Origin of the sequence: uncultured Luteimonas sp. (assembly GCF_947492465.1) — a bacterium.
In the GTDB taxonomy this organism is placed as follows: domain Bacteria; phylum Pseudomonadota; class Gammaproteobacteria; order Xanthomonadales; family Xanthomonadaceae; genus Luteimonas.
On the sequence record NZ_CANLNF010000003.1, the window covers coordinates 94949 to 109467 of the forward strand.

At 66.9% G+C, this 14519-nt stretch carries 4 protein-coding genes; all 4 read right to left on the bottom strand.

All coding sequences use genetic code 11. From position 1 onward, the window contains the following. Positions 1 to 53 precede the first annotated feature (53 nt). Positions 54 to 2099 carry an NAD-binding protein gene (locus tag Q0863_RS08580; RefSeq protein ID WP_298577252.1) on the bottom strand — a complete coding sequence of 682 codons (2046 nt, stop codon included), beginning with the start codon at positions 2097 to 2099 and terminating at the stop codon, positions 54 to 56. 26 nt (positions 2100 to 2125) lie between these two features. Beyond that, positions 2126 to 2539: a PGDYG domain-containing protein gene (locus Q0863_RS08585; protein WP_298577253.1), complete on the bottom strand. Its 414-nt coding sequence runs from the start codon at positions 2537 to 2539 to the stop codon at positions 2126 to 2128. 90 nt (positions 2540 to 2629) lie between these two features. Further along, complete coding sequence (locus tag Q0863_RS08590) at positions 2630 to 8683, bottom strand: AAA family ATPase (protein ID WP_298577254.1); 6054 nt, start codon at positions 8681 to 8683, stop codon at positions 2630 to 2632. A 1100-nt stretch (positions 8684 to 9783) separates the two neighbouring features. After that, positions 9784 to 13350: a hypothetical protein gene (locus tag Q0863_RS08595; protein ID WP_298577256.1), complete on the bottom strand. Its 3567-nt coding sequence runs from the start codon at positions 13348 to 13350 to the stop codon at positions 9784 to 9786. Between the last annotated feature and the right edge of the window lie 1169 nt (positions 13351 to 14519).

Sequence of the window (14519 nt, forward strand, 5' to 3'; positions counted from 1 at the left end):
CATATCCGCCGACGGCCGGTTTGGTCGATCGCAGTTGCGTTCCTTATTGGCGATCACTCGGCGGCGGCAGCCCGGCCACCTGTTATGTAATGCGTCAATCGGGCCAGGTCAACGTCTTTCGCTTGCTCCCTGTCACCGAGGCTCATGGTGGCGCCCATGGCTTCGTGGATATCCAGTGCATTGAAGTGGGCCAGTGAGGCAAAGGGCATCAGGTCGGCATGCCTGTTGCGTCGTTGCCATGATTTTTTTACTTCGCTTGAGCCGAACCACGCCCTGGCGATATCCAGGTCATCGGCATTCCATTGCCCGGTCGTGGCGGCTGTGGGATGGGTGAGCAGCGGTGTCATTCCAGCCAGTAGTTGCTGGGCGCACCAGCGCCGGTGCTCGACGGTGGCCAGGAGCTTCACCGGATCGTTGCCCACGTACTCGCGCAACGATGGCACTGCATGGTCCAGCTCCCTTTGCAGGTCCAACCGGGCTGCGATGCGTTGCTTGATCCATGCATGTGCGGCGGCCTGCCGGCTGGAGTCGCGGTGGGCTTCGTCGCATGCGTGCCAAAAGTCCGTGGCGGCGGCTTGATCGGCCAAGAATTCCGCGCCCCTTGCTTCCGGGGGAAGGTTGTAGATCAGGTTGACCCGCTGCGCGGCGGCCTCGATCTGAGAGGCAACGGCCAGGTCGCGGCTACACTCACCAAGATAATCGCCAAAGAGCCGGATCCAGCCCTCTCCCCCGTTGGCGATATCGGCGGCGTCGAACAGCCGGCGGACATTCTCCAGATTGCCATTACGCAGATAGATCCAGAGCTCCACTCCTTGCCCGCGCATGGTGCGCAGGGTTTCGACCAGACCAAGCGCAGAGGCGGCGGCTGCGTTCGGATCCTGCAATGCGATGACGAATGTGGTGGTCCAGCCTGGCTGGCCGCAGTGTGTCTCGCACCACGCGATCTGTGCGCGTGCCGCGCCTGGCAAGGGATGGAAGCCGATGCTTGGAAGGACATTCTCGCTCTTCCATACCGCCTCGGGTGAAAGCAGGATGCCGCCGCTCTCCAAGTACGTTCGATGGGGATGACAGACATGCCGGGATTGCCAGTGGTCCGCTGCTTGTCCGGGATGGCGGCACAGCACATCCACTCGCAACGACAGGGAGGGCTCGTAGACGTTCAGTTGCTGCGCCTGCAACAGCAGTTCGTCTGCCATCGCGCCATCACCAACCACCACCAGATGAATGCCCGTTGGCGGCACTCCGCTTCCGGGATGTGGCGCAGATTGATCATGAAACCGGTCGAGCGGATGCAAGCGGTAGAGTTCGCGTACGGTTACTGATTCGGTATTGAATATCCGCAGGTCCAAGTTGTGGTCGGGCGGAAGCGCCTTGAGCAGCGGGGCGTGGTGGACTGTATCGTCCAGGTGGACGACGCAAAGCATGCGGGACTGCGTGCTACTGACGTTCCGGCTGCGGGTATGTTCGGCCAGCAGGAAGACGATCCGCAGATTGGCGTCATCCGATCCCGTGCTGACGAAGACCCTCGCAATGCGTTCCAGCTTAAGGCGTGCCAACACCGACGCATCGCCGGCATCCCCCACCATCAAGGGAACCCCCATGCGCTGGCATATGTCGATGGCCTTCGTGGAAGGTCCCGCATCGATGGCCAACGTGTGTTTGTTGTCGCCTTGGTCTCCAAGACAGGTGTTGTGAATGAATGACAATCCGGGGCCAGCCAGCCCGCAGACCAGATCTAGGCGGCGCGGGCTGAAAGGACCCTGCGCACGCCAGCGGAAACGCCAGCTGCCGAATTCGCCCAGCAGGGCGTCGACGAGCACGCTAATACCGGTGATCACGAAAACCAGCGCCAGCACGCGGGCAGCACGGATGCTCCATGTGGCCAGGTTGCCCCAGCCGTCCGTGTCGGGATCAATGGGATTGAAGCCGTTGAGGGTCAGGTAGGAAATGGCTTCCAGAACGGCATCGAAGAAGTGGCCGGGTCCCGGATCCGGGCTGCTGCCGGAAAGGCCGCGCCCCAGCAGACCTAGGGTGCCCAGCACCACGGTGCCGGTCGCCAGCAGTATTAGTACCCAGAAACGTTGTGGCAGCCCCTTCATGCGCATGTCCCCGTGCAACTGGCGTGTTATTCCGAATACTCCGGTGCACCTGCAGGTTCGTAGCTTTCCTGGAAGATGCCATTGGCAACGGGCCAGATTTCCCCATCCGGGCCGGTCACGATCCAGTCCCCCACTTTCGCTAAAAGGATGCCAAGGTTCCTTTCCAGTGGAATGCGGATCGAGTTTACTGTTTGCCGTGCATGAACAAGGGCAGGTTGTCTCATGAAGCGCCCATTCCGTCCCATTGCGCCATCGGCATCGCAAGCACGGTATGTGCGTTCGAACCGCTCGCGGCGGATGGGCCACCGCTCTCCCGCCACACCGGTGACCAGAGCATCCCCGGACTCATAGGCCACGCGGCCTTCCGGGGTGGGCAGGTTCCCGGCGGATGTCGCGAACTCGACCTGCACGGGTATGGGCTTCTTGATGTAGGAAGTCATTCCCGGATTGTAGGTGTGTCGCGCATTACCAAAGAGCAGCTGCCGACAGCCACCGACCCGGCCATACGCCACCGAGCGCCACTGACGCGGTCAGGGCGCGGCGCCCTCCAGCCGCGCTAGCAGCGTGATCGCGTTGGGATTGCCCAGCCGTGCCAACGGCTGCAGCAGCTCGCGCGCGCCGGCAAGATCGCGGGGGCCTCCCTCGCCAGTAGCCAGCAGCAGGGCGAGCGAGACCGGGGCGAGGGTGTCGCCCTCGGCGCAGGCCTGCTGCAGCCAGAGCCGCGCCTCGACGGGATCGGGCGCGCAGCCTTCGCCGCGGATCAGCTGGTTGCCGAGGTTGGATTTGGCCATCGTTATCCCGCCCTCGGCGGCGCGCCGGAGCAGTTCGAAGCTGCGCACCAAGTCCTTGGCCACACCCTCGCCGTGGCGGTACATCTGCGAGAGGTTGAAGGCGCTCGGGCTGTGGCCGGCGTGGACGCCGCGCTGGTACCAGTAGGCGGCGAACGCCGGGTTGCGCTCGACCGATTGGCCGCGGCCAAAGGCGGCGCCCAGGGTATTGCAGGCGTCGCCGTCGCCGGCCAGGGCACGCTGCAGGCTCGCGGCATGTGCGTCGCCGGCGGCGACGGCCCAGTCGACGCCCGCCGGATCCGGTGTCGGCGGCGGGGCGCAGCGCGCGAGCAGCCAGTCGAGGTCGCCTAGCACCCCCGCGCCCGCGGCCGCCGCCTCGTCGCCGAGCGCGTCCAGCGCCTCGCCCAGGGCCTCGCGCGCAGCCAGGACCCGGGCGTGGCGGACGGGGTCGGGGCGCAGCAGGGGCAGGGCCGCGTGCAAGTAGACCGCGAGGCGGTAGCGCAGCAGGGCGGGGTCGAGCGGCTGTCCAAGTGGCGGCAGCAGGGAGGCGTGGGCGTCTTCGGGGCGACCGGAGATGATCGCGTGCTTCGCCGCGGTTTCGGCCATCGCCACCGACAGCCAGCCGACTGCATGGGCGCCGGATTCGGCCCGGATCGCAGGCAGCAGCCCGACCTGTTCCTGCAGTGCGCGGCTGGTGAGCTCGATGTCACCCGTGGCGATCGCCGCCTCGGCCAGCTCTAGTAGCACCAAGGCCAGGCGCTCGGCCTTACCCGCGGACGCCCCCTGCTCGACCTCGCCGATCCAGTGCCGCGCCATGGCCGCCGCCAGCGCCGGCTGTCCGCAGCGCCGGAGCAAGCGCGCCAGCGCCGGGTCGACCTGCGCCTTCGCCCGCTCGACCACCGAGGCCTGCCGCGGGTCCGGCGCGACCGGATCGGGGCTGGCATCGAGCAGCTGGATCGTCTGGTCGTGCCGCGTGCGCACGACGATGCGTCGCTCGCCAGGGTCGAAGTCGAGCACGTCGTAGCCTCCGTCGGCGAACCAGCGCACCACACCGCGGCTTGTGTCGGATTCGATCCGGTCGCCGAGGAAGCGGAGGCGGCCGGCGTCATCCTGCCACTCCAGAACCAGGCCAGGGTGCGACTCGAACAGCGGTCGCCGCTCAACACCGCTGCCTTCGAAGAGGGAGCGGACAATCCGCTGCAGCGGGCGCCGCGGCCAGGCGTGGACTTGGCCAACCCGATGCGGCTGCGGCGCCATGGTCCTGGTCGCGGGGTCGAAGCGGAGGTCGATGGCGGCACCGGAGACCGGATGCAGCACGAGGCCGCCGTCGACCACGGTCCATTGCGATGCGTGCGGCAGGACCTGGCGGTCAAGCGTGCCGCGGGCGAGGTCGTAGGCCAGGACCAGGGTCTCGAAGGGTGAGTCCTTGTCGCCGGGCACCTGCCGGCACCGGGCCAACAGCAGACCCGCCGGATCGGCCTCGCCGTGGACCAGGCCGAGCACTTCGGCGTCCTCGCCGTCGTCATCGTCGACACCGGCCAGGCGAATGTAGCGGGGCTCGCGCGGCAGCAGCGTGGCGAAGTCGATCCGCCACAGCGCACGCGCGGTGGCGACCAGCACTACGCCCTCGTCGAGCCGGACGAAGCCGAGCACCGGCTGTGCGTCGGGTCGCGGAAGTGCCCACGACAGCCCGTTTTCGATCGCCACCACCTCGAGCCCATCGCCGTCGGAGACCAGCACGCAGGCCACCGCCAGCCGCGACGAGCCGTCTTCGTCGAACAGCGGCAGGACGTGGCGCAGCGGCGCGGCGGTGCGGCCGCGGAACTCAAACACGCCCTGGTCGGGGAGCGCCACCAGCCGGAACGCGCCCGGACCGCCGCCGTGGAGCAACAGCAGCGGGCCGAAGCGGTTGGCGCAGCTGCCGCCCTCGCCCTTTTCGTCGACGATCTCGACGCCGACGATCTCGGCCGCTTGCTCCAGCTGGCGCTCGCCGGCCTGCCACAGGCCGAAGCGGGTGACCGCGCTTGGCCGTGGCCTGTGTCGCGCCAGCAGGTGGCGGCCCGGCAGCAACAGGGCGTCGCGGGTGCCCTGCGGCTGCCCCCCCAGCTCGGACAGATCGCGGCTGTCGATCCAGCGCAGGCTGGCCTGCACGTCCCAGTAGAAGGGGCGGCCGCGCCATGGCTTGGCGAGCATGCGGCCGTCGCCTAGAGCCTCAAGTTCCTCGATCTGGCCGGTGCGACCGGACAGGTCGTAGATGGCCGCGCCGAGGACCGAGTCGAAGACCACTGGACGCCCGCCCTGCAGCAGCAGCGCGCGACGCCCATCGATCGCCAGCGCCTGGGTGGTGTATTGGTCGAAGCCCCAACGCGCCAGCGATCGCAACCGGCCCTCGTCTAGATCCACGCGCTCGCAGCCGTAGCCCGACCAAGCCAGCAAGTGGCCGTCCATCGGCAGCACGCCGCGGAAGACGTTGGAGGCGGCGCCGCGGAAATAGGACGACGATGGCTCCTCCGGCGGATCGGTACGAAAGCGGGCGAGCACCTCGCCGCTGGCGATGTCGAGCAGCGTGATGCACAGCCGGCCGTCCGGGTCGGTGGTCCATGAGAACAGCCTGGCGTCATCCAGCTGGTCGGCGCCGCCGGACTCGGTGCCCCGCTGTAGCACCTCGATCCGGCCCTCATGCGGATCGAGCCGCAGCAGGCCACCGCCGCCCGTCGCCAGCAGCGCGTTCCCCCGCGAGGGCAGGACCAGCTTCGGCGCGTGACTGTGGCCGTGGAACAGGCTGGAGAGCGAGAGCACGGCGCCGCCGCTGCGAAACGACCAGATCGCGGTCGCGCCCATGCCCGTGGTCAGTACGTGGTCATGGTCGATGGCGGCGAAATGCGACTGGAAGGCGGCGAACAGGCGGTTGCCGGCGCTGTTGAGCCGGGGCAGGGCGAGGTCCGTGGCCACGGTGGTGTCCACGTGCGCGCCGTCCGCTGCGATCGCCTGGCCGGGCAGGCTGCTGCCGGCCACCTCGATGCGCCCGCTGGGGGTGCCGTCGGCGGACCAGCGGTAGAGGATCCCGCCCTGATCGTCGCGGCCGCGGCCGAAGGCCATAAGGGTGCCGTCGGTGAGCCGGTCGACGCGCACCACCGGCCCGCCGCCGGTCGCCAGCCGCAGCAGGTCGCGCCCGGCCGGGACGCTCGACAGCGCGACCTCGCCGTCTCGGCCGCAGCTCAGCAGCCGGCGCCCGGGTACCGGCACCAGCTCTATCCCCGAGCCGGCGGCGTCGCCGCCGGGATGGCCGGGCAGCTGCCGCCGCACCTCGCCGTGGAGCGCGCCGACGATCGCGATCGATCCGTCCTCCTGCACCATCGCCAGCTCGTCGTCGAAGGCGAGGCTGCGCACGAGCGCGCGGCTGGGGTCGGCGTCGATCCGCACCAGGCCCGGCAACCGCGGCATCACCAGACACTGGCGAATGCGCGGCCCGTCGTCGCGTGCGTGCAGCGCCTGGCGCAGCGGGTTCGAGGCGAGGTCGACGTCGATCGCCTGGCGCAGCAGGTCGGCGCGTTCGGCGTGCTCGGGCAGGCGCCGCAGTTGCGCGCCCAGCTGCCGAAGCAGTTCGCCGGCCGCTTGCAGCAACGGCGAGTCCCAGCCGCGGTCGGCATGCAGCAGGTCCACCTCCTCCAGGGTGTCGGCCAGGCCCGCCGGCGCCGTCTTCGCGGCCAAGACGCCGACATCGGCGTACAGCGATTCCAAGGTCGCGCGAGCCCCGGGGCCGGAGCGGACCAGCTGGTACAGGGTCTCGCCCAGGCGGTAAGGCGAGGGCGCGTCGCCGGCGACTCCGGTGGCCGTGTCCTCCATGCCCCGTGCAGCCAACTCGCGATGGGCCCAGGCCAGCCGCTCTGCCCCCAGTTCGGCCGCCAGCGCATCGCGCAGCAGGGCATGAGAGAGGCGGTAGTAAAGTTCGCCGGCGCCGCCGTCCTCGTCGAACATGTCGCTCAGGTCGGTCATCAGCCGGCTGAAAGTGGTGCGCGGTAGGCCCTCGGGCGGAGGCGGCGCGAACGGGAAGGCGGCGACGAACCAGGCCCGCACCTCGCCGCTGTGCGCGAGGGTGGCGAACAGGTCGAGCTCGGACACGCGGTGGCGGGCGACGAAGACCAGAGCCAGGGTCGACGCTACCAGCGGTCGGCCGTGGCCGCGGGCCTCAGCGAGGTCTTCCATCCACAGTCGCACCCAGCCCTGCAGGCCTTCGGGGCGTGCGGGCGCCGGCGCGTCCGCGGCCAGCCGGCGCGCGAACACCGCGGCGATGCGGTTGGCCAGCGCGCGGCCGGGCAGGCCGCGGGTTCCCTCGACCAGGGCCGTCGCCTGCGCCGGCGTCACGCGGCGCCGAGCGGCGGCGAGCACGGCCTCAATCTGGGCCGCACTTTCCTCGTCGTCCATCTCGTCCAGTACGGCCAGGGCCTGCTCAGGGTACAGGCCGAGGAAGGCCTGACGGATCGCGTCGCTCGAGGTGGTCAGTAGCACCCGGGTGCCGGCACCGACTTGGTCCGGCAGCCAGGCCAAGGCCTCGGAGGCGTCGCGCCAGGCCACCGACTCGAGGGCGTCGACGACCAGCACCCCCTGCCCGGCCGCACCCAGTGCCGCATGCAACCGGGCGATCCGCGCCCCGGCCTCCTCCTGCGCGACGACCGGCAGCGACAGGCACGCGCCGAGACGCTCCAAGAACCCGGCGGTGTCGTAGGCCACGCTGTCCTCAGCCAGGTGCACCCCACGCGCCCGCGTCCGTTCGCTAGCCAGCTGGCGGAAGCGGCGCGCCAGCACGCTCTTGCCGCTGCCGCTGCGGCCGTGAACCAGCACCACCCCGGGACCGGGCGCCGCAAGCCAGTCCAGCAGGCGGCGTTCGATCCGGCGCGGCACCGTCGGCGCGCTCGCCACGACTGATACCTCCGGCGACGGATCGGCCCCGGCGCCGGACGGCACCGCGCGCAGCAGGCAGTCGCGGGCCCAAGCGTCAAAGCAGGCGCGATAGTTCTCGTCGCTCCCATCCCGCGACACCAGCTCCATCGCCGCGTCGCCCAACTGCTGCGAGAGCGTGTCCCAGTACGCGTCGAGCCGCGGCCGGCCCGGGTCATCCGCCGGCCGCGCACGGCTGCCGAACAGGCGCCGAAGCAGGCCCGCTCTCGCACCCGCCCCGCCGTACCGGCGCATCGCCGACACCCGCCCGGGATGGCGGCCGACCAAGGCCAGCGCCCGGTCGGCTTCCATCCGCGTCACCGGGGTGGTGAACAGCGCCACCAGCTCCGGCGCGAGCGTGCCGGCCTGGGCCACGACCGCCTCGATCAGGCCGTGCTCGATCGCCGACCAGCGCGCGGGATCGGCCTCCGGCGTACCGCGGCGCGAGCGCAGCGCCCACGACGGCGGCAGGTGGTTGTCGTCTCGGCGGTACCAGGCGCGCAGCACCTGTCCGCCGGGCGTGCCGGCCGGCAGCGCCTCAAGCAACTGCGCGAACCGCCCAGCCTCAATCAGTGTCGGCAGCGGCTGCCAGCCCTCGCGCTCGCCAAGCATCAGAATGAAGGCCGGCGCCGCGTCGCCGGCGCAGCAGCGCTCGATCTCGCCGAGGCAAACCTCGACCGCAGCATGGTCCAGCCCGGCCTCGTCGGACACGCCCCAGCGCAGATCGATCAGGTCGATGCGCAACCCGCGTTCGCACAGCGCGGCGTTGACCTCCGGTAGCACGCAGGTGTTGAGGTGGTCGCGCTCCCACTGGAAGTCGAGGAAGGTCGAACTCAGGAAGACGCGCACCTGGTGCATTCGGCCGGCTCCGGATGGTTGGCTCTAATTTTCGAGCGCCAGTCCCAGGCAGTCTGATGGACAGGTGGTGTCCGGACAAGCGCTTCTTCACGTCCAATCTCCTTGCTCTGGGGAATTGGACTCCTGATCGCTGTGCTACTCAAGAATGGGGGGACGTCGCTTCTGGGGTGCCCCAGATCAGGGAAAGCTTACGGAGGCGAAGGACTCGCAACCCCCCTCGCACCGGCGTGGGTTGCGGCGCCATGCCCGCCGAAGAGCGAGATAGTCTGGCCTGAGCTACACACCCACTTGCTCCTCGCCCCCAAGAGGAGCAACTCACAGCTCAACCAGCTCAACCAGCTCAGCAGGCATCGAATGACTCAGAAACTCGAAGGACTTAGCATCAGAATCGCGTCTGGACCCGTGCAAGGTGAATCGGTTGGCATTACGAACGAGGACCTTGGCGCGCTTGAGCGCGTCAGTAAGATGTTTCGCTCGTTAGCGCTGGCGGTCGGAAGTGACAGCACTAAGGTTTTCCTGGTCGGAACCGAAGTACACATCGTCATCCAGGACGAGAAATCTTTGCTCGGCTATACCGCCTCTCAACTCGCGGCAGACCTAGCGTGCACCGCAGCAGAGCTTATTGCGAATGCAGACAGGGACGAGCCGCTTCTGCACGCAGAAGCTCTCACTAACCCGAAGATCGGTCAGGTTCTGAAAGTCTTGTCGACCAACGGGGTTGATGCGGGTACACCAGTGCTCCTGCGTACCGCGGATGGCCAAGTCGAGGTTCCGGTACTCCCGCCATCTGTGTTCGTGGAACCCAAGCCACGCGAAGACTTGAGCAGAAAGGTTCATCTGCCTATCACGGGCTTAATTCGGAACCGGTCCCGCGGCCTCACTGCGCTTCTTCTTGGTCCGGACTTCTTCCGCGTTATGCTTCCTGATGAGAATCCAGAATGGTCGTGGGCGCGCGTGCGGGCGAGCTTGGAGGCTGTCACTCACTTTTCGGGAACGATAATCCGGGCAGGCGGCTCAACCGACTGGTCCCCTGGCCGCGATGCCACGTTGCACTTGCAATCTGGTTTCGACTTCGCAAGTCCGTGTACCGCATCGTGTAGTTAGGCGGGCAGGTCTCTGCTGTCCGTGAACTGCGTATAGATCCACACTACCGCGAGGACCCACCTAAAGGCGGCGGCATGACTCCTGGACGGTGGAACATTCATGGCACCTCGCAGAACCCAAGCTGTCGTTCTGCGCTCCACCTCAAGCTGTAGGTCGAGGCCCGATATCCACGTGGAGATTGTGGGCGCCAGCCCATCGTCGACTTCCATCAGCACCGGCCCTTCCTGAACCCGCTTCACGAACCCCTGCGTGCTCCAAGCATCCGCTAGCTGCAGGAGTTCAGGGGTTGCCGGCCGATCGAGCAGGGCGTACAACCTGTCAGTTCCGAGCAACCGTCGGGGCAGGGCCGTCACTGCGCTTGAGCCTTGCGTCTCCGGCAGCTGCCACATCAAGTAGCCCGTGCGTCGCCACAGTTCTCGAGCGTGAAGATCCAAGTTGGATGCCTGTCCCTCCGACAGGCCGCACCGCAGCAGCGCATCCGTCCTACTGTCTTCTTTTGCCATGGCGGTTGCATAGGCTGCAACATGCCGAGGCATGAGCTGTCCTTGTCGTTTGAGCGGCGGCGCAGGCGTCACATTCTCTACGTGGGCCGCCGCCGGCATCATGCCTACGCGGCCAAGCACGACACCGACGCTGGCACGTGATTTTGCCCCACCCGCGCGTTGCCAAGCCATGTCCATCACGGGCCCACTGATTCCCGTCAGGCTGAGAAAGGCGCGTCGAGGGTGCCGGCAACCATCTGCCAGCTCCCGGGCTTGCGCCACCGCGGGGTCGGAGATGTAGTGAAACAGCGGCACATCCATTGACGTGTGGCCAGACTCCCTGAGCACCGCGTAGGTAGCGCGAGCGGTCGGTGGCACTGCCTGCGTTTGGAAGGTGGAGCAGATGCGCTCATGCCGGGCGGTTACTTTATTCTTGCGTAGCCAGTAGGCACCTGCCCGTGGGTCGCCCACCGCCCATTTCAGGAGCCGGTCGATTCGACCGGTGAGCAAAGACCGACCGAATCGCCGCCTGGCACCCGGGGCGGACGCAAACAGGGGCAGGTTCCACCACCGGTCCTGACCAACTTGGGATATCTCTTGGTCCACCCACGTCAGGACTTCCTGACGGGCGCGCGCCCACAGGGGTCCCTCCAGGCCGACGTAGCCAAGGGACGCCTTGCTTTTTGCCTGCCCGTAATCGCCCGTGGTTCTGACACGAACAAAGTCTCGGCCTGGACCTGCCAGCAAGAGATCACCCAACGTTAGGCCATAGACTGACGAGGGTCGAATGCCACTCGCCTCTAGCAAGGCAAACATCAATTTCCGAAGCAGAAGCAATCGAACAGCCTCTGGGAGTGCGTCGGGCCGGACCTGCTCGGCAGCGATGTCCGCCTGCAATGCGTCGAAGACCTGCTCCACCTCCATGCGGGTGACCATCCCAGGACGGGGGGCGACAATCCGCTCTCCCGCAAGTTTCCGCAGGGCCGCCTCGCTGATCTCCGGCACCTGGTGCAGGTTGATCAGGTACCCGTGGAAGTCCATAAGCGCATCGAATGCCTGCCGCCTGGCCTCGTCCGACTTGCAGTACAAGACGGCCAGGTAGCCCGTTTCGAAGTCTGTCACGTCCCATTCGGCAATGAGCTGGCTTCCAGCCATCCGGAGCAGGTCGGACCCGAATCGGGTCAGCTGCGTCCCTAACGTCGCATGGGCCAGTTGCGACTTCCGCCTGCCGCCATGTCGGTGCATGTGGGCCACATAGCCCATGAGTAGGCCTACGTTACTTCGATCTCCGTAGCGTTCACGCAGCTCCTGCAAACGCCGGCCCAGCTCAGGCCGCCAGCCCCTCTTGCCGTCCGAGCTGCCTCGTCGCGATCGCCCGAATCCTTCGGGGTTTAGCAAGGCGACCAGGTGCCTGTAGCCGTCCATCTGGTCTCCGCTGTCCTCCGGCAAACCTCTGTCGATGCCCGGCCAGCGCTCATATAGCGATGGCTTGGCTATCGCAGCCTCAAGCGCATCGGCGAGGTTGTTTACCGGCCAGTCGTCATCGCGGGCGAGACTACGTTCAACCCGGGCCGCGGCCGTCTGTGGCTCATTCAACATGATTCGCTCGGGACCGGAGAGCTCCACAGACCCAGCTGCTCTAAGTGTTGCAAACATGCGACTGCATGCCTCCAGCGGCGCAGAAGGTAGCCCGTCGAGACCAAGCGATTTGAGCCATGCGCCTAAGCGCGCCTCAGGGGGCGGAGGCCCGGTGGGCGCGGCCTTCGCCCGCTGCGCCAAGGCCACGGCGGCCAGCCCTCCAATCACGACCGGCCTGGGCTTGCCATCAATCATTGCCGGGACACGCAGCAGATCTCCGCGCTTGGCAGGACGCACAGCTTTGCTTGCCGCTGCGACAACTCCCCTCACTAACTCTGGCGTGCGTATACTCGAGAATGCGGCTACCAGCCATGCCGTCATGGCCTTTCCGTCATTAGCTCGCTGCTCGTCTGCCCGGCTGACAAGTCGCTCTCTTAGTGCCTCAGCATGCCGGACCGCTAACCCTAGTCCTGGGAGGAATGGTGACGACTGTGCTGTAGCGCTCAGGAAGGGCCGGCGCGGCAGGGGCCCATCGATCAGCCCCTGCGCATTGGCGCGACGCACCAGACGGTACAACCAGATCCGCATCGCAACCTCGCTTGCGGCGTCATTTGGCCACTTTTCCTCTGACCGAACGGCGTCATAGATAAGCGCGTGGTGATCAAATGTGAGGGACACGGCTGCCGGGGCTTCCCCGAGTCCGGATCCGGCGACGATCTTCCGCGCATTCACGTCTACGGCCAGAGCTGGAATGAACCTGCGAAAAGCTTCAGCGATACCAGCAAGGACGACAGGCTCGGTCTCTTTCCAGCGCGCGCGCAGTTCCGCCTTGACACGGCGCAACTCAGTTTGGCTACGCGCCCTCTCCCCTGCGTCCACCGCATTCCAGTCGGATAGCGAACGATTCGGCACGCCATCCCAGCGCCATGGCGAGGTGCGCTGAGATGCGGGAAACCAGCCATCTTCCACAAGGATTTCGTCCAGCGTGCTGGCGAGGGCCTCTGCCATATGGCGTGCTGACCAATGGGAAAGGTCAGACAGCGTGAAGGCTGGCGAGACCACCCAACCGAGCTGCGCATGCCTGAGTTCCGCATCGACTCTCCTGCACGTGAGCTGCTGATTGAGTCGATGCCGTGTGTAGTTCGGTACTACCTGGAGTTCCTCCGGGAGAAGGGAGCGCCAGTAGCGGGCGCTCGGCACCTCTTGATCGCCCTGTTCCGTCATCACTGCGAACAGGGGCGCCTTGGCTCGAAGGATGTCTCCAGCCAGCAGAGCCATTTGCTCGCCCAGCGCGCCCCGTTCGATGCGAATAAGCATGTCCAGGTACTTGCGCAGGCCCGCCAGCCAACGACGTCCTGTTGCCGCGACCCGAATTTCTCGCAGCGGGTCGGTCGCCTTGTCTTTGATGAGCACCAGACCATAATCCGCGATCACCTGATCAAGGTCGAAATCGCCGATCCACCCCCCCGGTCTGGCTCCCGTTACTGCCACCAAAGCGCCCATCAGGTGATCCCTACGCGCTCTCCAGTACGCAGTCGTCAGGGTTCCATGCGAGGCCGTTGTGGCCTTCTTGACACCTGCGCGGAGGGCGGCCGGCCAAGCCTGGGCTCCTTGGGAGGTGAGGACGAGACGGGAGCCAAACACTGCTGCCTGCTGCGCTACGTGAGATGCGCTCCCGAACCACCGCTCGTGAATCCGTGCGACGCGGTCGGCAATCTCTTGCGCTGGCACCGCTGCATAGTAGGCGGGTGCTGCAGACAAGCAGAACGTATCGCCGAATAGCATCTGGGCGGCCTCAGGCCCGTGGGAATGGGCTAGTTCTGCAGCCATGGCTAGCCTGGCCTGCCCCGCCGGAAGGGCCAGGTGCGGTGCTACGTCATTAGATGCTGACCAGAGCGAGTAGAGGGATCCGGCACTCGCTGCAAGATGGGGAAGCACTGGCGCGCCCAGAGCCGGGCCAGCAGGGCCGGCCATTGAGAGCAGGAGCCGGTGCACCTCTGCAGGCAGTGGCCATTGAACTTCGTCCGCACTCGGATGCAGCCACTCTTTCAGCTGGGCTGGCGGCCGTATACCGTTGGCGGGCCGTACGACGCGACGATGCAGCACTGGCTCAACCGGATCGACGGCGGCCAAGTTGGCGCCGGCCATATGATCCCAGACGACAAGAGTGAGGTCGGACTCCCGGATGCCTGTAGCCAGCGCTGTGAGTAGCGCGACCGTGGGTTCGTCCCACGAGACTTGGTGAGCACTGTCAGCCCGCATGCGAGCCAGAGCCATCTTCACAACTTCTCGGACGACCTCGTCGGGAGCCGACTGATCGGTGGAGATGAACAAGTCGCCATCGCTGGCCCTCACCAGGGTGCTAGCGCGGGCTTTGGCCGCTTGGATGACCGGGCCCGCGCCTTCGACTCCATCCTCTGGCTGGGCAATGCCCGAAACGACGGAAACCGACCCCTCCGGCTCTCCCACTTCCCCGAGCGAAACCTGGACGGTGGGCCCCTCCAGCCTGGGGACGATGTACCCGGGCCGGAGCCCCAAACGCAGAGCGTTGGGATTTCGATGGATCCACCGAAGGAGGAGATGGCGTAGCCAGCCTTGCCAGAGGTCCACGAAGCCTTTCTGGAGGTTGCGCGCACTCTCTTCCCCGACCTCCCCGTCCACCACCGTCAGCA